The organism is Bradyrhizobium sp. USDA 4449 (genome assembly GCF_054056275.1).
The window spans coordinates 6,309,993-6,331,587 of record NZ_JBSRYD010000001.1 but is presented as its reverse complement, the minus strand read 5'-3'; the positions used below and the strand labels follow the sequence as shown (position 1 = coordinate 6,331,587).

The window sequence follows — 21,595 nt, the reverse complement described above, 5'->3', positions numbered from 1 at the left end:
CCTTTCACCCCTCGAAGAATCGGTTTTCCGGCCGGGGAAGGCCCAGATTCTCCCGCAGAGTGGCCCCTTCATACTCTTTCCGGAAAATCCCGCGGCGCTGCAGCTCCGGGACCACCTTGTCGACGAAATCGTCGAGGCCCGCGGGCAGGAACGGGAACATGATGTTGAATCCGTCGGAGCCGCGCCCGACCAGCCATTCCTCCATCTGGTCGGCGATGGTTTTCGCCGTGCCGACGAAGGAGAGCCCGCCATAGCCGCCGACGCGCTGGGCGAGCTGGCGCACGGTGAGCTTGTCGCGCCTGGCGAGGTCGACCATGCGCTGCCGGCCGCTTCTGCTGGCGTTGGTCTCGGGGATGTCAGGCAGCTGTCCATCCGGGTCGAAGCCGGAGGCGTCGGTGCCGAGTATCACCGAGAGCGAGGCGATGGCGCTGTCGTAATGCACGCGGCTGTCGAGCAGGGCACGCTTCTCCCTGGCCTCGTCGACGCTATCGCCGACCACGACGAAGGCGCCGGGCAGGATCTTCAGGTGCTCGGGATCGCGGCCGATCTTTTCCATGCGCCCCTTGATGTCGCCATAGAGCTTTTGTCCGTCGGCGAGGCTGCCGCCGCCGGTGAACACGGCTTCCGCCGTTTCGGCGGCGAGCTGCCTGCCATCCTCGGAGGCGCCGGCCTGCACGATCACGGGCCAGCCCTGCACGGGGCGGGCGATGTTGAGCGGGCCGCGGACCTTCAGATATTTGCCGTGATGGTCGAGCACATGCATCTTCGCGGGATCGAAGAACAGGCCCGATTCCACGTCGCGCACGAACGCATCGTCGGCGAAGGAGTCCCAGAGGCCGGTGACGACGTCATAGAACTCGCGGGCGCGCTTGTAGCGCTCGGCGTGCTCCATGTGATCGTCGAGGCCGAAATTCAGGGCGGCGTCCGGGTTCGATGTGGTGACGATATTCCAGCCCGCACGTCCACCGCTGAGATGGTCGAGGGAAGCGAAGCGGCGGGCGACGTGATAGGGCTCGTCGAACGTGGTCGAGCCCGTCGCGATCAGGCCGATGCGCTCGGTGACGGCCGACAGCGCCGAGAGCAGCGTGAATGGCTCGAACGAGGTGACGGTGTGGCTGCGCTTGAGCGCGTCGATCGGCATGTTCAGCACGGCGAGGTGATCGGCCATGAAGAAGGCGTCGAACTTGCCGGCCTCGAGCTTCTGGATCAGCGTCTTGATGTGGCCGAAATTGAAATTGGCGTCCGGCCAGGCCCCGGGGTAGCGCCATGCGCCGGTGTGGATGCTGATCGGGCGCATGAACGCGCCGAGCTTGAGTTGCCGTTGTGCCATCGCGCCCAAAATCCCGTTCCGGTGTCGTTGGGGAAAGACATAGGCATGCGCGGGAACTCCGCCACCGGCGGCGGCGGGAAGAATTTTTCGTTTTTCGCTGGCCCCTCAGCACAATTGCGTCATTCCGGAGGGGCGCGCTGACAGCGAGGCGGACGACGACTAACTAGCTCAAAATATCCTTCTGCATCTTGCCGCCGTAGAAATGGAAGAACGGCACCGGTGCGTCGTGGCGCAAGGGACCGGTGGCAAGGCGCGTGTGGAGCTCGTTGAGCACATTCCGTGTCATGGGATGCAGATCCGCGAGTGGCTTTGAGCCGAGCTCGACCCAGACCAGTTCGACCAGTTCCGCATCCGCGTGGATCACGCCCTCGACGTGATGGGTGATCGCGGAGGCATCCGCGGTGAAGAAGCGCGTATCGAAGCGCTTGACGCGGCCGGGCGGGGTGATCGCGCGGGCGATCAGGAACAGGCTGGATGGATCGGGCAGCAGGCCCGCATCCGCGAACGGTTTCCAGGGGCCTTCGAGTTTTGCTTTCCCCTCGCTCTTGCGTCCAAGACAGAGACCGGTCTCCTCGCAGGCTTCGCGGATGGCGGCAACTGCCAGCGATTTTGCGCGCGAGGCCGGCGTCCTGGGGCTGCCCTTGGCGAGATTGGCTTCCAGCTCGGCGGTGATGGGGGCCGCACAGGGCACGCGATAATCGTCCTTGTCGACGCGGCCGCCCGGGAAGACGAATTTTCCGGGCATGAACACCACCTTGTCGTGGCGCTTGCCGACCAGCACCTTCGGAACAGTGCCGCTGCGGTCGACCAGGATCAGCGTCGCCGCATCCTTCGGGCGGAAATAGGGATGGTGATCGGCTTCCTTTTCCTCGTGGACCTTTGCCTTTTCGGCGGTCTGCGCCGTATCGCTCATATCCTCACCCAAACTGTTCTTGCTTTTTGTGCTTACACGGGCGGAATACCATCCGGCGGGTTCTCGTCAAACCCGTGCATGCGCAGAGCCCATTGCAAGCCGACCACGGCTCCTTTCACCGGCTGCAACAGCCCAAGCGACGCAAACAAGGTGAATGGCAGATAGGCGACGTATGTCAGCCAGGCCGGCGTCGTGTAATTGGTCTCGATCCAGAGGATCGTCGGCACGGTGATGTGGCCGACGATGACGATCACGAGATAGGCGGGCAAATCGTCGGCGCGGTGCGGCGTGAAGTCGAGTCCGCAGCACGAGCAATTGTCCGCCGTCTTCAGGAAGGCGCGGAACAGCTTGCCTTGGCCGCAACGCGGGCAGCGGCCGCGAAAACCGCGTTTCATGGCCGTCCAGACGTCGCGCTTCTCGACGAGGCCGGTCTCGCGTGTCCAGATCTTCGGGGCCGTGCTCATGGTCACCATGCCTTGCCCTTCTTGCCTTTGCCCTTCTTCTTGTTCCTGCCCTTGTTCTTGTCCTTGCCCTTCTTCGCATTGCCGGGCTTTGGCGGCTTGCGTTTTCTATCCGGGCTGCGGCCGGGATGCGCCTTGAGCGAGGGGCGGCGTTGCGGGCCTGCTTGCCTGCGATCGCGCGGGCTCGTCTCGCTGGACGACGACAGCAGCTCGAAGCGCAGCGCGCCTGCGATCGGTGCCGCTTCGATCAGTCGGACCTCGACGACATCGCCGAGCTGGTACATGGTCCGGCTGCGCGTGCCGACCAGCGCGTGGCGGCCCTCGTCATAGTTGAAATATTCCGTGCCGAGGGACCGGATCGGGATCAATCCGTCGGCGCCGGTTTCAGCGAGTTTGACGAAGAGCCCCGCGCGGGTGACGCCGGAGACGCGGCCCTCGAAGCTCGCGCCGATGCGGTCGGCGAGGTGATGCGCGATCAGGCGATCGACGGTCTCGCGCTCCGCCTTCATCGCGCGCCGCTCGGTCAGCGAGATGTGCGCGGCGACTTCGGCGAGGGTTTCCGCCGTCTCGCTGTCGGGCAGGGCGCCTTCGCCAAGCCCGAGCGCGCGGACCAGCGCGCGGTGCACGACGAGGTCGGCATAGCGCCGGATCGGCGAGGTGAAATGCGCGTAGCGGCGCAAATTCAGGCCGAAATGCCCGTAATTCTCCGACGAGTATTCCGCCTGCGCCTGGGCGCGCAGCACCACCTCGCTCACCAGCGGGAAGTGGTCGTGGCCCTCGAGCTGCGCCAGCACGCGATTGAACAGAGCCGGGCGCAGCGCGCCGCCCTTTGCGAAGGGGACGTCCAGCGTTTGCAGGAATTCCGCGAGCGCGTGGACTTTTTCCAGCGTCGGCTCGTCATGCACGCGGTAGATCAGCGGGAGCGATTTCTTCTCCAGCATCTCGGCGGCCGCGACGTTGGCGAGGATCATGAACTCCTCGATCAGCCTGTGCGCATCGAGCCTGTCGGGCACGACGACGCGGTCGACGGTGCCGTCGCTCCTCAGCAGGATCTTGCGCTCGGGCAGATCGAGATTGAGCGGATCGCGCTCGTCGCGCGCGCGCTTGACGCAGGCGTAAGCCGCATAAAGCGGCTTGAGGATCGGATCGACAAGGGGACCCGTGGTGTCGTCGGGCCGTCCATCGATCGCGGCCTGTGCCTGTGCGTAGCTCAGCTTGGCGGCCGAGCGCATCAGGATGCGGTGAAAGCTGTGCGAGCGCTTGCGTCCGTCGGGCGCAATGATCATCCGCACGGCGAGCGCGCCGCGCGGCTCGCCCGGCACCAGCGAGCAGAGATTGTTGGAGATGCGCTCCGGCAGCATCGGCACGACGCGGTCGGGGAAATAAACCGAGTTGCCGCGGTCGAGCGCTGCGCGGTCGAGCGCCGTGCCGGGCCGGACGTAAAAGCTGACATCCGCGATGGCGACGTCGACGATGAAGCCGCCCTTGTTGTTCGGATCGGGATCCGCTTGCGCATGCACCGCGTCGTCGTGATCCTTGGCGTCAGGCGGATCGATGGTGACGAGCGGAACGTCGCGCCAGTCCTCGCGGCCCTTCAGGTTCGCGGGCTCCGCGGCCTCCGCCTCGCGCTCGGCGGCAGAGGAGAATTGCAGGGGGATATCGTGGGCGTAGATCGCGATCAGGCTGATCGCTTTCTCGGACTTGACCGAACCGAGCCTCTCCTTGACGCGGCCGGACGCCAGCCCAAAGCTGCGGGTGCGGACGATGTCGACGCTGACGAGATCGCCGTCCTGCGCGCCCTTGGTATCGGCTGCGGCGATGTTCAGCTCGCGGTCGGCAGACTTCTTGTCGACCGGGACCAGTCGCCCGCCGCCTTCGGGCAGGCTGCGGAATACGCCGAGGATACGGCTCCTGGTCTTGTCGAAGACCTTGATGATGTGGCCGCGATAGGCCGGGCCTTCGCTCTCGCTGGTCGGTTCGACCCGCAGCAGCGCACGGTCGCCAACGCCGGCCGTCGTGCCGGGCTTCGGCCGGCGCGGCATGACGATGAGGATTTTTGGTGGTTCGCCGCCCTCGACCTCGTCCCATTCGGTGGGGGAGGCGATCAGCTCGCCGTCAGCGTCGCGGCCGATGATGTCGGCGACCAGCGTCGACGGCAGTGCGTCCGGCTCCGAGACCGTATGGCGCTTTCTCTTGATGGTGCCGTCGTCGGCGAGCTCGCGCAGCAGGCGCTTGAGCTCGATGCGATCGGCGTTCTTCAGGCCGAACTCGCGCGCGATGTCGCGGGTTCCGACCTTTCCTGGATGTGCCTTGATGAAGGCGACGATGGCTTGCCGGTCGGGAAAGCCACGGTCATTCTTGCGTTTCACTTAACCTCTAATTGGTGCCGGCACTCTTCTTGGCCGGAGCTCTGGTAGCGCCTGCCTTGGTCGGCGACGTCTTGACTGCTGAAGTCTTGGCCGTCGACGCCACGCCTGCGCGCGCCTTGCTGGTGGATTCAGTTTTTTTGGTCTTGGCCGCTTTCTTCGCGGCCGGTTTTGTCTTCGGTGCGGGGTCGTCGGCAGTCTTTGCGACAGCCTTCTTGGCCTTGGCCGGCTTCGGCGCCTTCTTCGCTTTCGCGTTGCCGCCGCCCTTGGCCGCGCGCTCGTCGATCAGTGCGATCGCCTGCGCCAGCGTCACCGTGTCCTTTTCGAACTCGGCGGGGATGGTCGCGTTGACGCCGCCCGCCGTGACATAGGCGCCGTAACGGCCGCTCTTCACGGTGACGGTGCCGAGCGAGGGGTGATCGCCGAGCGCCTTGCCGGGATCAGACCCAAAGCGGCGGCTCGGGCCCTTGGCGACCTTTTCCGCGATCAGCGTGACGGCGCGGTTGAGGCCGATGTCGAAGACTTCGTCGCCGGCCTCAAGGCTGGCATAGGTCTTCTCATGCTTCACGAACGGCCCGAAGCGGCCGAGGCCTGCCGTGATGGGCCGGCCTGTCTCGGGATGCTTGCCGATCTCGCGCGGCAGCGACAACAGCTTGAGCGCAAGCTCGAGATCGACATCGCCGGGCGAGGTGCCCTTCGGGATACCTGCGCGCTTCGGCTTCTCGCCCTCCTCATAATCCTTCTGCTCACCGAGCTGGATGTAGGGGCCGAAGCGGCCGGCCTTGACCCAGACATCGCGGCCGGTCTCGGGATCCTGGCCGAGCGAACGGTCGGCGGTGGTCTCGCCGTCGGCGGCGAGCTGACGCGTGTAGCGGCATTCCGGATAGTTCGAGCAGCCGACGAAGGCGCCGAACTTGCCGGCCTTCAGGTTGAGCCGGCCGGTACCGCAGTTCGGGCACTGCCTGATGTCGCCGCCATCCGCACGCGGCGGATAGATGTGCTGCCCCAGCATGTCGTCGAGCACGTCGAGCACCTGCGCGACGCGCAGATCCTTGATCTCGTCGACGGCCCCGATGAAGCCGGTCCAGAAATCCTTCAGAACCTGCTGCCAGGAGATCTCGTTGTTGGAGATGCGGTCGAGCTGTTCTTCCAGATTGGCCGTAAAATCGTACTCGACGTAGCGGTTGAAGAAGCTTTCCAGGAACGCGACCACGACGCGGCCCTTGTCCTCGCCATGCAGACGCTTCTTCTCCAGCTTGACGTAGCCGCGGTCCTTCAGCACCTGGAGGATCGAGGCATAGGTCGAGGGCCGGCCGATGCCGAGCTCTTCCATGCGCTTGACCAACGAGGCCTCGGAGAAGCGCGGCGGCGGTTCGGTGAAATGCTGGGTGACGGCGAGCGACTGCCGCTTGATCGCCTCGCCCTGGCTCATCGCGGGCAGGCGGCGGGAGTCCTCGTCCTCCTCGTCGTCGCGACCTTCCTGATAGAGCGTCAGGAAACCGTCGAACTTGATGACCTGGCCGGTGGCGCGCAGCTCCAGCGTGCGCCCGCCTGCCTTCGCCGTGATGTCGACGGTGGTGCGCTCGAGCTCGGCCGATTCCATCTGGCTCGCGATGGTGCGCTTCCAGATCAATTCATACAGCTTGGCCTGGTCGGCATCGAGCTTGCGGCTCATTCTGTCCGGACGTCGGGAGAGGTCGGTCGGGCGGATCGCTTCGTGCGCTTCCTGGGCGTTCTTGGCCTTGGCCTGGTATTGGCGCGGCGCATCCGGCACGTAGGCATTGCCGTAATCCTCGCCGATCACCTTGCGTGCCTGCGTGATCGCCTCCGGGGCAATCTGCACGCCGTCCGTACGCATATAAGTAATGAGTCCGGTGGTCTCGCCGCCGATGTCGATGCCTTCATAAAGGCGTTGGGCGATGCGCATCGTGTGCGCCGGCGCAAAGCCGTATTTGCGGCTGGCCTCCTGCTGCAAGGTCGAGGTGGTGAAGGGCGCCTGCGGATTGCGGCGCGCCGGCTTGGCGTCGACCGCCGTCACCGCGTAGGTCGCGAGCTCCAGCGCTTTCTTGAAGTCTTCCGCTTCGGCACCGGTTCCGATGTCGAGCCGCTGGATCTTCTTGCCGTCGGCACCGACCAGGCGCGCCTCGAAGGCATCGCCGCGCGGCGTCAGCAGGGTCGCGATCAGCGACCAATATTCGCGGGGCACGAACTTCTCGATCTCGAGTTCGCGGTCGCAGACGAGGCGCAGCGCCACCGACTGCACGCGGCCCGCCGACCGGGCGCCCGGCAGCTTGCGCCACAGCACGGGGGAGAGGGTGAAGCCGACCAGATAGTCCAGCGCGCGCCGCGCCATGTAAGCGTCGACCAGCGCACCGTCGATCTGGCGCGGATGCTTCATCGCGTCAGTGACCGCCTGCTTGGTGATGGCGTTGAACACCACGCGCTCGATCTTCTGATCCTTCAGCGCGCGCTTCTCTTTCATCACCTCCAGCACGTGCCAGGAGATGGCCTCGCCCTCGCGATCAGGGTCGGTCGCCAGAATCAGGCGGTCGGCGCTCTTCAGGGATTTGGCGATATCGTTGAGCCGGCCGGCCGCCTTGGGGTCGACCTCCCAGATCATCTTGAAATTGGCGTCGGGATCGACGGAACCGTTCTTTGCGGGGAGGTCGCGGACATGGCCGAAAGAGGCCAGTACCTCGTAGGACGAGCCCAAATATTTGTTGATCGTCTTGGCTTTCGCCGGCGACTCCACAATGACGATATTCATGTAGTTCCAGTAACTTACGGGGAAGCATGGGGCCGAAATCGACAAGATTCGGGTCGGCCGTTTCGACCCGAACATGGGTGGTGAGGCGGGTCCTGTCAAATCGAGGGGTCTTGAACGCCCCCGCAATGGAAAAAGTTTCATATCGGGAAAGTTGTGAAATACCACCTTGGAGTTGTGGTGGGTGTGGGCGTAGTGTTCGTTCCGGGCATGGATTCAGGTCGCGCAGGTGGCAAAGCCAGGGAAGAGACGGGCGCGCCCCGCATCAGGTGCGCAAAAAGGCTGGCGCAACGAGGAACCGGGGGAGGGCGGCGTCGATGAAGCCGTCACCTTCATTTCCGAGCAGGTCGGTGCCTTGCGCAAGCTCACCGAGCGCCACGAACTCGATATGCTGCATTACCTTCTCGGGATGACCAAGCTCGAGGCCGACGAGCATTTACGCCTGCGAAGCAAGCGCAAGCTGTCGTGAGGCGCGCGCGGGCCGCCGCCCTTCGAGGCTCGCCGAAGGGGCGAGCACCTCACAGGTGACGAGGAGAGAGAGGAGCGCGCCGCTCCAACCTCCGTCAATGCGAGCGCAGCAAAGCAATCCAGACTCTGTCGGCGGGTCGCAATCTGGATTGCTTCGCTGCGCTCGCATTGACGATATGGCGGCATGCGTTCATCCCGCCGACCGTCGTCGCGGTGCGGGCCGCGGCTTGAGCAGGGTGTCGTCGGGGCTGAGCAATCGGCCGTCCTCGGCGCGCAGTTCGAGCTTCTTCACCGGGCGGCCTTTTGCGCGATCAATCAGGATCGTCGCGATCTGCTCGGGATGATCGTCGAACTCCTCGCTCCATTGCCGGAGCGCGACCAGGATCGGGAAGGTGCCGCGGCCCTTCGGCGTCAGCAGATATTCAGAATAGGCGCTGCCGTCGGAGGCGGGGGCCGTTTCCAGGATGCCGTGATCGACCATGGAGCGCAGCCGCGCCGACAGGATGTTCTTGGCCATGCCGAGCTTGCTCTGAAACTCGCCGAAGCGGCGCAGGCCGAACAGCGCCTCGCGGATGATCAGCAGCGACCACCAATCGCCGATCGCCTCAAGCGATCGTGCGATCGGGCAGGCATCGCCCTCAAAGCTCGTCCGTTTCACCATCGTCTTGGTCCTGTCGCGTTTGCCCGATCTCGGCACCGGTCACGCGGATGTGTAGTTGCATCATAAAACCATATGGCCTAGATGGCAATCTAGTTTCATTATGCAACCAGAGAGGCGAGCATGAGACTTCAAGGCAAGACGGCACTGATCACCGGCGGCAACAGCGGCATTGGACTGGCAACCGCCAAGCTGTTCGTGGCCGAGGGCGCGAAGGTGATCATCACCGGACGCAACAAGGAGACGCTGCAGGCGGCCGCGAAGGAACTCGGGCCGAATGCAATCGCGCTCGCCGCTGACGCCACCGACATCGCCGCCACCGAGGCTGCGATCAAGCAGGGCACTGAAAAGTTCGGCAAGCTCGACGTCCTGTTCGCCAATGCCGGGATCCCCGGCGCCACGCCGCTCGGCTCGGCGACGCTCGAAATGTTCGAGAAAGTGATCAGCACCAATCTCACCGGCGTGTTCTTCACGGTGCAATCGGCGCTGCCTTACATCAACGACAACGCCGCGATCATTCTCAACGGCTCGGTGATCTCGGTGCTCGGCAATCCCGGCTACTCGGCCTATGGTGCAGCGAAGGCCGGTGTGCGGGCGATGGCGCGAATCATGGCCTCGGAACTGTCGCCGCGCGGCATCCGCGTGAATGTCGTGGCTCCGGGTGCGATTCGCACGCCGATTTGGGGCGCCGCGGTTGCAACGCCCGAAGCGGAGAGGGCATTCGAGAAGCGGATCTCGCTGACGACGCCGCTCGGTCGTATCGGTGAACCCGATCACATTTCGAAGACGGTGCTGTTCCTCGCGTCTGACGATGCCGCGCATATTCAGGGACAGGAGATCTTCGTCGATGGCGGCGCGGTGGCCTCGCCCAGCGGCGCGCCGATCTATCGCGGTTGATCAAACGATATGAAAATTGAATCGGCCGGCGCGCTAAGTACGGTTGCGCTGGTCGGTTCCCACGCCTGCGAGCTGTATTTCCTGAACCTTGCACGTCGCGTTGAACCTTCGGGCGCGTTGCAAAGACCTTTCTACGGCAGGGGGCAAAAGACTCGTTTTAAAAGGAATCCATTATGCCGAAAGCAGCCGCACCCATTCTTTCTCCGATTTCAGCACCGCGTATTTTCGCTGAGCGTTCTGCAGTTTCCGCCAAGCATTCCGATCTGTCCGAGTTCATCGGGGTTGCCATCTTCTGCGGCATCGGCCTGCTCATGTCACTTGTCGCCGTGATCCTGGGCGTGCAGGGCGCCTGGTATTAGCTTCGCGGATCATCCGCAGGTCCATCAGCCGCCGCAGGGCCTTTGGCGGCTGATGATGTCGTGGCCTCAGGCCGCACGCAGGCTCGTTGCCGCCTGAAGCGCGCCGGCGAGCGCCTTCTCGCGATGCTCCGGACCGATCTGAATGCCATCGGCGGAGATGAATTCGAGACCGGTGATACCCATGAAGCCGAACACCCAGCGCAAATAGGTTTCGAGATGCTCGCCGGCAGCGTACGGCGTCTCGGCGCCGTAATGGCCGCCGCGCGAGACCGCAACGATCACGCGCTTGCCGCCGGCGAGTCCCTCGGGCCCGGCAGCGCCGTATTTGAAGGTTTTCCCGGCCACCAGAACGCGATCGATCCAGGCCTTGAGCTGGCTCGGAATCGTGAAATTGTACATGGGCGCGCCGATCACGACGATGTCGGCGTCGAGGAACTCGTTCAGCACCGCTGCGCTCGCCGCAAGGTCGGGGCCGAGTTCAGCCGGCGCGGGCGCACCCTGGGCGGCTGCAAGATGCGATCCGGAGAGATGGGCGAGCGGAGTTTGCGTCAGGTCGCGATAGATCAGGTCCAGCGATGGCGTTGCCTGCCGCAGCCGGTCAACGATGGCCGCGGAAACCTGCCTGGACACGGAGTGGGGGCCGAGCACGCTGGAGTCGATATGGAGGAGTTTCATTAGAGTTCACCCATGGTATAGGTTTGTAACCCGCACTACATGAGTGACTGCCAAATTCTCCGCAAGAACGCACTTTTTTGAGCCATGGGCACATCCTTGAGACCGACACACAGCCGTTTGCCTGCCTTGCCGCCACGTCCCGAGCTGCCTGATCAGGATCATGCCGATTGCCGCAGCGTCGCTTCGATCCTCGCGCGCGTCGGCGACAAATGGAGCGTGTTGGTCATCATGATGCTCAGCGACGGCCCCAAGCGCTTCAATGAGCTGAAGCGCATGATCAACGGCATCTCGCAGCGGATGCTGACCCTGACCTTGCGCGGGCTGGAGCGCGACGGTCTCGTCACGCGCACGATCTTTCCGACCATTCCGCCACGCGTCGATTACGAGCTGACCGATCTCGGCCGCGGGCTGCAGCAGCCGGTGATGGCACTCGGCGAGTGGGCGAAGACCCATCAGGAGCAGATCGCGGCGGCGCGCGCGCGCTTCGACGAGCGCAGCAGCCCCTAAAGCAGCGACAGCAATCCGCCGCCGTGGCGTTCGAGCCGGCCGGCAAGCTCGAGCTCCAGCAGCACCGTGCGCACGATCGCAGGCGAAGCGCCGGACATTCGCACGAGATCGTCGATCGAGATCGGAGTCGGGCCGAGCAGCCCGGTGATCTGGTCCCGATCATGGCTTTGCGGATCGCTCTCGAACGGCTCGCCGTCGGGCTCGCCTACCGGATGCATCAGCGGCCGCTCCATGATCGGCGCAACCGCGTTGACGATGTCGGACGCTTCGGTGACCAGCGTTGCGCCCTGCTTGATCAGATCGTTGGTGCCGGCTGCGCGCGGATCGAGCGGCGAGCCGGGGACGGCGAACACCTCACGGCCCTGTTCGGCGGCCATGCGCGCGGTGATCAGCGAGCCCGAGCGGTGCGCGGCCTCCACCACGACCACGCCAAGCGCAGCGCCGGAGATCAGCCGGTTGCGCCGAGGGAAATCACGGGCGCGCGGCTCGTGGCCGAGCGGCATCTCGGAGATTGCCGCCCCCTGATGATCGAGGATCGCAGTGACCAGATCGCCATGCTCGGGCGGATAGATGCAATCATGTCCGCCGGCGAGCACCGCGATCGTGCCGCGATCGACGCTCGTGCGATGCGCGGCCTGGTCGACGCCGCGGGCGAGTCCCGAGATGATGACGAAGCCGGCTTCGCCGAGTTCTCGGGCGAGCTGGCCGGCGAACTTCAAGCCCGCGCCCGACGCATTGCGAGAGCCGACGATCGCGATCATGGGCCGCATCGAGGTCGCGACGTCGCCGCGCACCGCGAGCAGCGGTGGCGCATCGTCGAGCGTCGCCAGCCGATCCGGATAACCGTCCTCGCCGGGCGCGAGCCAGGCGATGCCGAATGCGCGGCTCGCCGCGAGCTCGGCCTCCGCCTCGTCCACGGTACAGATGCGTCCCGAACGCGACGCACCGCCACGCCGTGCCAGATCGGGCAGCCGCTCCAACGCAGCGCGCGCGCTGCCAAAGTGATCGACCAGCGAACGGAACGTGCGTGGTCCCACATTGTCGGAGCGGATCAGCCGCAGGCGGTCGATCCTGTCAGCCTCGGTTAGTTCCACACGGGGATTGATGGCGTCCACGGCGTCTCCTTGTGGGCGCAGCATGGAACAACCTGAGGGCGTGGGCAACAGCGGCGTGCGCTTGCGTGGCCTTGTCGCAATGCTAAAAGCGATGCCAATAAGAAGGATTTTGCCATGATCTCACTCGCCGATCTCCAGCGCCGCATTGAAGCGGAGGAGCTTTCGCCCGATGACGCCATTGCGCAATCGCACGCGGCGATCGAGGCCAAAGACGGGGATGTTCGTGCCTTTGTCCGGCACGACAAGTCGGCGAAAGCGCAAGCGTCCGGTCCGCTGCGCGGGATCGCGGTCGGCATCAAGGACATCGTCGACACCGCCAATATGCCGACCGAGATGGGCTCGGAGATCTATCGCGGCTGGCAGCCGCGTAGCGACGCGCCAGTGGTGATGATGCTGAAGCGGGCAGGCGCCACCATCATCGGCAAGACCACGACGACGGCCTTCGCCTCGCGCGATCCGACGCCGACGCTGAACCCGCACAATTTGGGCCATACGCCCGGGGGCTCGTCGTCGGGGTCGGCCGCAGCTGTCGGCGCCGGCATGATCCCGCTGGCGCTCGGCACCCAGACCGGCGGCTCGGTGATCCGGCCCGCCGCCTATTGCGGCGCTGCCGCGATCAAGCCGTCGTTCCGCATGCTGCCGACGGTCGGTGTGAAGTGTTATTCGTGGGCGCTCGATACGGTCGGCCTGTTCGGATCGCGCGCGGAAGATCTCGCGCGCGGACTGCTCGGAATGACCGGCCGCACCGAATTCGCGGGCATCGCTCCGGCGAAGGCCCCGCGCATCGGCGTTGTCAGGCAGGAATTTGCCGAGCCCGTCGAGCCGGCGGCGGAAGAGGGCTTGCTGGTCGCGATCAAGGCCGCCGAGAAGGCCGGCGCCAGCGTGCGGTCGATCGATCTGCCTCCGGCGGTTAAGGAGGCCTGGCGCATCCACCCGATCATCCAGGATTTCGAGGCGCATCGCGCGCTCGCCTGGGAGTTTGACCGGCATCACGACGAGATCGCACCGATGCTGCGCGCCAGCCTCGACGAGACCGTTGGACTGACGCCTAAGGAATATGACGATGCACGCCGCATCGCTCGCCGCGGCCGTCGCGAGCTTGGCGAGCTGTTCGAAGGTTTCGACGTGCTGCTCACTTATTCCGCGCCCGGTACGGCGCCGGCCAAGGAGCTCGCATCGACCGGTTCGCCCCGCTACAACAGGTTGTGGACGCTGATGGGCAATCCTTGCGTCAACGTCCCGGTGATGAAGGTCGGTGGCCTGCCTGTCGGCGTGCAGGTGATCGCGCGCTTCGGCAACGATCCCGGCGCGTTGGCAGGGGCGTGGTTTCTGGAGAATGCGCTGGCGAAATCAGGCTAGCGCGAGCTCGGCTGCGGACAGCGCGGCTTCGGCCCCGGCGCCAGTTGTGCCGAGCCAGCGCTGGGCAGCTTCGCGGCCGCTTCGGTGCAGCGCGCGGATGAAGCCGCGGCCGAGATCGGTGGATGATCGCTGCGCGAGGCCTTCGACCGAGTCTTCTGCTGCAATCCTCGTGAGCCGCAGCGTTGGCGCTGCGTGTGATCGCGCCCATGTGATCGCCGCCATCTCGGCGTTGAGCGCGGCGTTCGCCGCGATCTGGTCCAGACGACGATCGATCGCGGCGAGCGTGATCGGCACGTAGCTGTCGCGCGTGGGCGTGACCTGGACGAGCAGCAGGTCGGGGGTCGTCGATTCCTGCGCGAGCTTGATCAGCGGCGGATTGCCGCCATAGCCGCCGTCCCAATAGGCCTCACCGTCGATCTCGACGGCGCAGTGAACCAGCGGCGGACAGGTCGAGGCGAGAGCGACGTCGGCGGTCACGGTGTCATTGCCGAAAATCTGCAGCTCGCCGTCGCGGATCCGCGTCGCTGCTATCAGGAGCTTTGGACATTTCGCATCGCGGAGCGCCGCAAAATTGATGTCGCGCGACAACGCCTGGCGCAGTGGATCGAGATCGAACGGATCGAAATGGCCCGAGCGCAGCGTCGGCCCGAAGGCGACCGAGCTTCCCGCCGGCGAGAAGCCGCCGATCAGCATCAGCGAGCGGAACGAGGCCTCGTGCATCAACCGGATCCAGAACCGGTTCAGCCGGTTGCGCGCCGCTTCGCGGCCGCCCTCAGCGAGGCCGCAGGCGAGCAGCAGCGCGTTGATCGCGCCGGCGCTGGCGCCGCTGATGGTGTCGAGTTCGATGGAGGGCTCTTCCAGCAGCCGCTCGAGGACACCCCAGGTGAAGGCGGCAAACGTGCCGCCGCCCTGGAGCGCCAGCGACAGCTTTCGCGGCGGCCATTTCCCGGCGCGCGCCGGCGCAGCAACAACAACGGGCGTGTCAGGTGCCTGCGCGATGGGCTCAGGCCGCGGCGGAACGGGAATAGGCTTGGGCGCGGGAGGCGGCGAGGGCGCATCCGACCAGATGTTGGTCATCAAGAGCAAGCGGCTTGCCGCAGTGCCCTGCGAGCCACCGTCGTCATGCGTGCCGTCCATCTTCTCGCTCATTCTGAGCAACCGCGTAACGCCATTTGCTCTGTCAGGATGACAGGCATGGAACCGGTTCGCCACTCCCGCCCGGGAGTCGGACGGAAGTTGCGAACAGAATTTGGCATATAATGCGGAGACCCCGCGGCGGTATCCGTACTTTTTCCGGCTTCAGGCCTTCTCGCCGATGCGGCCTTCTTTTCCTGATTGCAGGCGCTTGATGTTCTCGCGATGCATGTAGAACAGCAGCAGGGTCAGCACCGCAAACAGCGAGGCGAGGGCGAGGTGGCCGAACCACCACAGGAAGAGCGGCGTGATGAAAGCCGCCACCAGCGCCGAAAGCGAGGAGTAGCGGGTGGTGAAGGCGGTCGCCAGCCAGAGCAGGCAGAACACGAGGGCGCCGGGCCAGAACAGGCCCAGCAGGATGCCGATATAGACCGCGACGCCCTTGCCCCCTTTGAACTTGAGCCAGACCGGGAAGAGATGGCCGAGGAACGCGCCGAGGCCGGCCAGCATCGCGGCGTTGGGCCCGGCGAGATAGCCCGAGATCACCACCGCCGCGGTGCCCTTGAGCGCGTCGAGCAAGAGGGTCGCCGCCGCCAGGCCCTTGCGGCCCGTGCGCAGCACGTTGGTGGCCCCGATATTGCCGGAGCCGATCGAACGCAGGTCCTGCGTGCCGGCGAGCCGGGTCAGCACCAGCCCGAACGGAATCGAGCCCAGCAGATACCCGATGAGCAAGGCCACCGGCAGGAATGCATCAAGCGCCATGTCTGTATCTCCGCACCTCAGACATGCTCGAACACGGTTCGTCCGCCGACGATGGTCCTGATAGCGCGCCCTGTAAAGCGCGCTTCGTCGAACGGGGTGTTCTTGCAAGGCGATTTCAGGTCGGCGGGATCGACCACCCAGGGAACATCAAGGTCGATCACGACGACGTCGGCCGGGCTGCCGACGCGCAGGGTTCCGCCGGGCAAGCCGAGCAGTTCTGCCGGCCGGGTCGACATCGCCCGGATCAGCGTCTTGAGGTCGAGCTCGTCATTATGAACCAGCCGCAGGCCCGCCGGCAGCATGGTCTCCAGGCCGATGGCGCCCGGCGCGGCTTCCGCGAACGGCAGGCGCTTGACCTCGACGTCCTGCGGATTGTGGTCGGACATGATGACGTCGACGAGGCCGGAGGCCGTCGCCTCCACCAGCGCGCGGCGGTCGTCTTCGGTGCGCAGGGGCGGCGAGAGCTTCAGGAACGACCGATAGGGGCCGATGTCGTTCTCGTTCAGCGCGAGATGGTTGATCGAGACCGAGGCGCTGACGGCGAGGCCGTCGTCGCGGGCGCGCTTCAGGATCTCCAGTGACTCGATGCATGACAGCGCGGCTGCGTGATAGCGGCCGCCGGTGAGCGCGACGAGGCGCATGTCGCGCTCCAGCATCACGGCCTCGGCGGCCTTCGGGATGCCCATCAGGCCGAGCCGCGAGGCGAACTCGCCTTCGTTCATTACGCCCTCGCCGACGAGGTCGGGGTCCTCGGTGTGGTGCACGATCAGCGCGTCGAAATCGCGGGCGTAGGTCAGCGCGCGGCGCATCACCTGCGAATTGGTGACGCTGCGGTCGCCGTCGCTGAAGGCCACTGCGCCGGCGGCCTTGAGCAGGCCGAACTCGGTCATCTCCTCGCCGCGCATGCCCTTGGTCAGCGCCGCCATCGGCTGGATGTTGACGATCGCGGTGTCGCGGGCGCGGCGCATCACGAAGTCGACGGTCGCGGAATTATCGATCACCGGCAACGTGTCGGGCTGGCAGATGATGGTGGTGATGCCGCCGGTCGCAGCCGCCTGGCTCGCGGAGGCAAAGGTCTCGCGGTGGCTGAAGCCGGGCTCGCCGACGAAGGCGCGCATGTCGATCAGGCCGGGAGCCACGATCTTGCCGGAGCAGTTGACGACGTCGGTGCCCTCGGGGACGCCGGCCGCACCGATGCCGCGGCGGGTCTCGCGGATGATGCCGTCGGCAATCAGGACGTCGCCGGGACCGTCGAAATCCCGGGAGGGATCGACGACGCGGGCGTTGGCGAGCAGGATCGGGCGGCGGTCGGTCAGCATGGGCATCACGCGTTCGGCAGGTTGCGGGCGAGCGCTTCGAGCACGGCCATGCGCACGGCCACGCCCATCTCGACCTGTTCGCGGATCAGGGACTGCGCGCCGTCGGCCACCGCGGTGTCGATCTCGACGCCGCGGTTCATCGGGCCGGGATGCATCACGAGCGCGTCGGGCTTGGCGTAGCCGAGCTTCTTCTGATCGAGCCCGAAATAGTGGAAATATTCGGAGGTCGAGGGCACGAAGGAGCCGTTCATGCGCTCGCGCTGGAGCCGCAGCATCATGACGATGTCGGCGCCGTTGAGGCCCTCGCGCATGTCGCGCGCGACCTCGACGCCCATCCGCTCGATGCCGGGCGGCAACAGCGTGGAGGGGCCGACGACACGAACGCGGGCCCCCATGGTGTTGAGCAGGATGATGTTGGAGCGGGCGACGCGAGAATGCAGTACGTCGCCGCAGATCGCGACCACGAGACCCTCGATCCGGCCCTTGTTGCGGCGGATGGTGAGCGCGTCGAGCAGCGCCTGGGTCGGATGCTCATGCGCGCCGTCGCCGGCATTGATCACGGAACCGTCGACCTTGCGGGCCAGCAGTTCCACCGCGCCCGAGGCGTGATGGCGCACCACGAGGATGTCGGGGTGCATGGCATTGAGCGTCATCGCGGTGTCGACCAGTGTCTCGCCCTTCTTGATGGACGAGGAGGACACCGACATGTTCATGACGTCGGCGCCGAGGCGCTTGCCCGCAAGCTCGAACGAGGACTGTGTCCGGGTCGAGGCCTCGAAGAAGAGGTTCACCTGCGTCCGTCCACGCAGGACGGTGCGCTTCTTGTCAACCTGGCGGTTGAGCTCGACATATTCTTCCGACAGGTCGAGGAGGCCGGTAATGTCGGCCGCGGAAAGGCCCTCGATGCCCAGCAAATGCCGGTGGCCGAGGACAAAGGTCGATTTCGATGTCATTAAACCGAGAGCTATAGGCGCGGATGGCGGGGGGAGCAAGGGCCAAAGCCGAGGCCGGGAGTTATCCCCTGATCTGTCGGTTTGGGCGCTGTGGTGTGGCCTCCGCGTCATGCCCGGGCAGAAGCGCGAAGCGCGTCTTCGCGCTTGATGTCCCGGGCATCCACGGTCTTCTATCGCATTTGACGCAAAAAGAGCGTGGATGGCCGGGATAAACCGGCCATGACGATCGGGAGATATCACGTGAAAGCACTAGCCGCTGCGGTCGTGGCAATCAGCGCTGTCTCAGCCGCCCACGCCCAAACGCTCCCCGGCGGCTTCGTCTATCTGCGCGATGTCGATCCCAGCATCATCCAGGACATCCGCTACGCCACCGCGAACAACTTCGTCGGCCGTCCGCTCGCAGGCTACGGCGCCGGCGAATGCGTGGTGAAGCGAGAGGTCGGATTACGGCTGAAGGCGGCGCAGCAGGAACTGGCGGCGCAAAATCTCTCACTCAAGATGTTCGATTGTTACCGGCCGGCGCGCGCCTCGCTCGACATGGTGAGATGGTCGCAGAACGGCCGCGAGACCGCGGCCGATCGGCGCTACAATCCGCGCATCGCCAAGACGGAGCTGTTTCGCCTCGGCTATATCGCGAGCCGCTCGCAGCACTCGACCGGCGCTGCGCTCGACCTCACTTTGGTCGATTTGAACGCCGACAATTCCGCCAGGATCGATCCCGCAAAATCCTACGCCGATTGTACGGCGCCGGTGGCGGCGCGGCTGCCGGAGGGCAGCGTCGACATGGGCACCGGCTATGACTGCACTGATATGAAAGGGCATACCGCAGCACCGTCGATCACACCGGATCAGCGGGCCTGGCGCAAGCGGCTGGTGGCTGCCATGGCGAAGCAAGGCTTTGTGAACTATTCAAAGGAGTGGTGGCATTTTTCCCTGCCTGCTGCGGGCGGGGCAGCCTATGATTTCCCGATCCAGCCGCGGCGGAACTGAATCCGCCAAGGAAACCAGATGACCCAGCCCAGCTTCGCGACCCACGAGGTTTTCAACCAGTCGCCACCTTTCGAGGATGTGAATTTATTTGCTGTGGACCAGTCATTGGTCGACGCCGTGAAGGCGAACGGCGGAGCGGGGGCGGAGCGGGAGCTGTCCGAGTTCGGCAAGCACTGGGGCTCGGCTGCGATGGCCGATCGCGGGCGCGCGGCGAACGAGAACACGCCGAAGCTGCGCAGCTTCGACGCCAAGGGCAATCGCCGCGACCAGGTCGAGTTTCACCCAGCCTATCACGAGCTGATGGCGCACAGCGCGCATGCCGGCGTGCATAATTCGACATGGACTGCGGATGGCAAGCCTGCCGGCGGTGCGGCCGAAGTCGTCCGCGCGGCCAAGTTCTACATGGCCTCGCAAGTCGAAACCGGCCATCTCTGCCCGATCACGATGACGCGCGCCTCCGTCGCTGCGCTTGCGGTGCAGCCGGATCTGCTCGCGCGCGTGATGCCGGTGCTGTCGACCAGGAGCTACGACCCGAGCTTTTCGCCGTGGTGGGAGAAGCGCGGCATGACGCTCGGCATGGGTATGACCGAGAAGCAGGGCGGCACCGACGTGCGCGCCAACATGACGCGCGCTGTGCGCGACGGCACCGCTTATCGCATCACCGGCCACAAATGGTTCATGTCGGCGCCGATGTGCGATGCGTTCCTGGTGCTGGCGCAGGCAGACAGCGGGCTGACCTGTTTCTTCATGCCGCGCTTTGCGCCTGACGGATCGGTCAACGCGATCCAGTTTCAGCGGCTCAAGGACAAGCTCGGCAATCGCTCCAACGCGTCGTCCGAGGTCGAGTTCGTCGGCGCCCATGCGGAACGCGTCGGCGAGGAAGGCAAGGGCATCCGTACCATCATCCAGATGGTGCAGCTGACGCGGCAGGATTGCGCGATTGCCTCTAGCGGCCTGATGCGCTCGGGGCTTGCGCATGCGCTGCATCACGCCCGTCACCGCAGCGTGTTCCAGAAGCATCTGGCCGATCAGCCCTTGATGCAGGCCGTGCTGTCGGACATGGCACTGCATGTCGAGGCGAGCACGGCGCTGGTGATGCGGCTCTGCCGCGCCTTCGACCGCACGGCGCACGATGCGGCGGAGGCTGCCTATATGCGGTTGCTGACGCCCGCGATCAAATATTGGACCTGCAAGAGCGCGCCGTCATTCCTCTATGAAGCGATGGAGTGCCTCGGCGGCAACGGCTATGTCGAGGACGGCATTCTGGCGCGCCACTATCGGGAGGCGCCGGTCAACGCGATCTGGGAAGGCTCGGGCAACGTGATGTGCCTCGACGTGCTGCGCGCGCTCGCGCGCGAGCCGGAGGCTGCAATGGCGGTGCTGCAATCGCTGGCAGCCGAGACGAAAGGGCTGCGCGGGGCAGGCGATGCTGTTACATTCATCGCCAATACCTTCCGCCGCGCCGACGGCGAGAGCGTTGCGCGGCTCGCGGTCGAGAAGCTGGCTCTGCTGGCCGCGGCCGCCGCGCTCAAAGATGTGTCGCCGAGCAACGCTGAACTGTTCGCAGCAACGCGTCTCGCCGCCAATCACGCCAGCATGTACGGCGCGGTCGATCTCGGGAGCGGCGACGTGCGTGCGCTGCTCGAGCGGGCGCTGCCGTGAGCCTGCCAACAGAAAGCCTCCCGATGGATTCCCTCAATCCCGATCATCCGCCGCTGACAGAGGCGGCCGCACCGCTGCGGGTCTGGCAGTTCTGGGGCACGGCGCTGTGGGGCTTGCTCATCTTCGTGGCCATGTTCGTCGGCCAGCTCGCGGCGATCCTGCTGTTGATAATGATGCGCGGGCTGCCGCTCGACATGGCCTCGATCCAGTCGGTCGGCCGCGAGCCGCAGGCGCTGGCGCTGTCGGTCACGATGGGCCTGCCTGCGACACTCGCAGCGGTGTGGCTTGCCATCCGGATCAAGCGGGCATCTTTCGTTGACTACCTCGCGCTGCGCTGGCCGTCCTGGCGGCAGCTGTTGCTTGGCACAGCCGGGCTCATCCTGGTCGTGATGGGATGGGAGGTGGTGTCGCGATCCCTGGGCCGGGAGGCCACGCCGGGCTTCATGACCGATCTCCTCAAATCGGGCCGCGACAACGGCGCGGCGCTGTTGCTCCTGTTCGCCTTCAGCGTGGCGGCGCCGATGTCGGAGGAGGTGCTCGCGCGCGGCTTCCTGTTCCGCGGCTGGTCGGCAAGCTTCCTGCGCGTGCCCGGTGCGATCATCCTGTCGTCGCTGGTGTGGACGGCGGTGCATCTGCAATACGATCTGTACTTCCTCGCCGAAGTCTTCTCGATCGGCCTCTGGTTCGGCTACATGCGCCACCGCGCCAACTCGCTCTGGCTCACCATCGTGCTGCATGCGCTGAACAACATGACCGCGGTGGTGCTGACGATGTGGCTGGGGCAATAGCTGTCTCGGACTCCGTCGTTGCGAGCGCAGCGAAGCAATCCAGAGTCCTTCCGTCGCGGCAGTCTGGATTGCTTCGTCGCAGGAGCTCCTCGCAATGACAGGTGAGAGGAGCGGT

At 65.4% G+C, this 21,595-nt stretch carries 20 protein-coding genes; 8 read left to right on the top strand and 12 right to left on the bottom strand.

Annotation, left to right across the window (positions count from 1 at the left end; all coding sequences use genetic code 11):
• Positions 1-4 precede the first annotated feature (4 nt).
• From ACVIIW_RS29650 to topA, 5 genes are all read right to left on the bottom strand, one after another.
• Positions 5-1,330, bottom strand: coding sequence for an LLM class flavin-dependent oxidoreductase (locus ACVIIW_RS29650; RefSeq protein ID WP_456703955.1), 1,326 nt, complete (start codon positions 1,328-1,330; stop codon positions 5-7).
• Between the two features lie 163 nt (positions 1,331-1,493).
• Complete coding sequence (locus tag ACVIIW_RS29645) at positions 1,494-2,243, bottom strand: NUDIX hydrolase (RefSeq protein ID WP_456703954.1); 750 nt, start codon at positions 2,241-2,243, stop codon at positions 1,494-1,496.
• Between the two features lie 32 nt (positions 2,244-2,275).
• Positions 2,276-2,716 (bottom strand): DUF983 domain-containing protein, encoded by a 441-nt coding sequence (locus tag ACVIIW_RS29640; RefSeq protein ID WP_456703953.1) that lies wholly within the window; start codon positions 2,714-2,716, stop codon positions 2,276-2,278.
• Positions 2,710-5,073 carry a ribonuclease R gene (rnr, locus tag ACVIIW_RS29635; protein WP_456703952.1) on the bottom strand — a complete coding sequence of 788 codons (2,364 nt, stop codon included), beginning with the start codon at positions 5,071-5,073 and terminating at the stop codon, positions 2,710-2,712. Before rnr ends, ACVIIW_RS29640 begins: the two co-directional genes overlap by 7 nt.
• Before the next feature lie 7 nt (positions 5,074-5,080).
• Positions 5,081-7,837, bottom strand: a complete 2,757-nt coding sequence (topA, locus tag ACVIIW_RS29630) for a type I DNA topoisomerase (RefSeq protein WP_456703951.1) — start codon at positions 7,835-7,837, stop codon at positions 5,081-5,083.
• Between the two features lie 226 nt (positions 7,838-8,063).
• Between topA and ACVIIW_RS29625 the strand changes: the two genes are divergently transcribed.
• Positions 8,064-8,303 carry a hypothetical protein gene (locus ACVIIW_RS29625; protein ID WP_456703950.1) on the top strand — a complete coding sequence of 80 codons (240 nt, stop codon included), beginning with the start codon at positions 8,064-8,066 and terminating at the stop codon, positions 8,301-8,303.
• Between the two features lie 189 nt (positions 8,304-8,492).
• On the opposite strand, the gene ACVIIW_RS29620 is transcribed toward ACVIIW_RS29625, so the two are convergent.
• Positions 8,493-8,963 carry a winged helix-turn-helix transcriptional regulator gene (locus tag ACVIIW_RS29620; RefSeq protein WP_456703949.1) on the bottom strand — a complete coding sequence of 157 codons (471 nt, stop codon included), beginning with the start codon at positions 8,961-8,963 and terminating at the stop codon, positions 8,493-8,495.
• A gap of 120 nt (positions 8,964-9,083) precedes the next feature.
• On the opposite strand from ACVIIW_RS29620, the gene ACVIIW_RS29615 reads away from it, so the two are divergent.
• Together ACVIIW_RS29615 and ACVIIW_RS29610 are read left to right on the top strand one after the other, a co-directional pair.
• Positions 9,084-9,857, top strand: a complete 774-nt coding sequence (locus ACVIIW_RS29615) for a glucose 1-dehydrogenase (protein ID WP_456703948.1) — start codon at positions 9,084-9,086, stop codon at positions 9,855-9,857.
• A gap of 173 nt (positions 9,858-10,030) precedes the next feature.
• Positions 10,031-10,216, top strand: coding sequence for a hypothetical protein (locus ACVIIW_RS29610; protein ID WP_456703947.1), 186 nt, complete (start codon positions 10,031-10,033; stop codon positions 10,214-10,216).
• 66 nt (positions 10,217-10,282) lie between these two features.
• On the opposite strand, the gene ACVIIW_RS29605 is transcribed toward ACVIIW_RS29610, so the two are convergent.
• Positions 10,283-10,891, bottom strand: a complete 609-nt coding sequence (locus ACVIIW_RS29605) for an FMN-dependent NADH-azoreductase (protein WP_456703946.1) — start codon at positions 10,889-10,891, stop codon at positions 10,283-10,285.
• Positions 10,892-10,975: 84 nt separating this feature from the next.
• Between ACVIIW_RS29605 and ACVIIW_RS29600 the strand changes: the two genes are divergently transcribed.
• The gene (locus ACVIIW_RS29600; RefSeq protein ID WP_456703945.1) at positions 10,976-11,398 is read left to right on the top strand and encodes a winged helix-turn-helix transcriptional regulator; all 423 of its coding nucleotides are present in this window, start codon (positions 10,976-10,978) and stop codon (positions 11,396-11,398) included.
• On the opposite strand, the gene dprA is transcribed toward ACVIIW_RS29600, so the two are convergent.
• Positions 11,395-12,537 carry a DNA-processing protein DprA gene (dprA, locus tag ACVIIW_RS29595; RefSeq protein WP_456703944.1) on the bottom strand — a complete coding sequence of 381 codons (1,143 nt, stop codon included), beginning with the start codon at positions 12,535-12,537 and terminating at the stop codon, positions 11,395-11,397. The two genes, ACVIIW_RS29600 and dprA, sit on opposite strands and share 4 nt — an antisense overlap.
• 90 nt (positions 12,538-12,627) lie before the next feature.
• On the opposite strand from dprA, the gene ACVIIW_RS29590 reads away from it, so the two are divergent.
• Entirely contained in the window at positions 12,628-13,872 is a 1,245-nt protein-coding gene (locus ACVIIW_RS29590; protein ID WP_456703943.1) for an amidase, read from the top strand.
• Here ACVIIW_RS29590 and ACVIIW_RS29585 read toward each other — a convergent pair.
• The 4 genes from ACVIIW_RS29585 to ACVIIW_RS29570 form a co-directional block, all read right to left on the bottom strand.
• Complete coding sequence (locus tag ACVIIW_RS29585) at positions 13,864-15,021, bottom strand: patatin-like phospholipase family protein (RefSeq protein WP_456703942.1); 1,158 nt, start codon at positions 15,019-15,021, stop codon at positions 13,864-13,866. The two genes, ACVIIW_RS29590 and ACVIIW_RS29585, sit on opposite strands and share 9 nt — an antisense overlap.
• Before the next feature lie 150 nt (positions 15,022-15,171).
• Complete coding sequence (gene plsY / locus ACVIIW_RS29580) at positions 15,172-15,768, bottom strand: glycerol-3-phosphate 1-O-acyltransferase PlsY (RefSeq protein ID WP_456703941.1); 597 nt, start codon at positions 15,766-15,768, stop codon at positions 15,172-15,174.
• Positions 15,769-15,785: 17 nt separating this feature from the next.
• A complete protein-coding gene (locus tag ACVIIW_RS29575; protein WP_456705307.1) occupies positions 15,786-17,087 on the bottom strand; it encodes a dihydroorotase in 1,302 nt (433 codons plus the stop codon).
• A 5-nt stretch (positions 17,088-17,092) separates the two neighbouring features.
• Complete coding sequence (locus tag ACVIIW_RS29570; RefSeq protein WP_092291136.1) at positions 17,093-18,040, bottom strand: aspartate carbamoyltransferase catalytic subunit; 948 nt, start codon at positions 18,038-18,040, stop codon at positions 17,093-17,095.
• Positions 18,041-18,259: 219 nt separating this feature from the next.
• Here ACVIIW_RS29570 and ACVIIW_RS29565 point away from each other — a divergent pair, with 219 nt between their 5' ends.
• Genes ACVIIW_RS29565 through ACVIIW_RS29555 form a run of 3 tightly spaced genes read left to right on the top strand, consistent with a single transcriptional unit; the run spans position 18,260 to position 21,480 of the window.
• Positions 18,260-19,030, top strand: a complete 771-nt coding sequence (locus ACVIIW_RS29565; protein WP_456703940.1) for a M15 family metallopeptidase — start codon at positions 18,260-18,262, stop codon at positions 19,028-19,030.
• A gap of 18 nt (positions 19,031-19,048) precedes the next feature.
• On the top strand, positions 19,049-20,692 hold the full coding sequence (locus ACVIIW_RS29560; protein WP_456703939.1) for an acyl-CoA dehydrogenase family protein: 1,644 nt from the start codon (positions 19,049-19,051) through the stop codon (positions 20,690-20,692).
• A gap of 23 nt (positions 20,693-20,715) precedes the next feature.
• Complete coding sequence (locus ACVIIW_RS29555) at positions 20,716-21,480, top strand: CPBP family intramembrane glutamic endopeptidase (RefSeq protein WP_456703938.1); 765 nt, start codon at positions 20,716-20,718, stop codon at positions 21,478-21,480.
• The last annotated feature ends 115 nt before the right edge of the window (positions 21,481-21,595 follow it).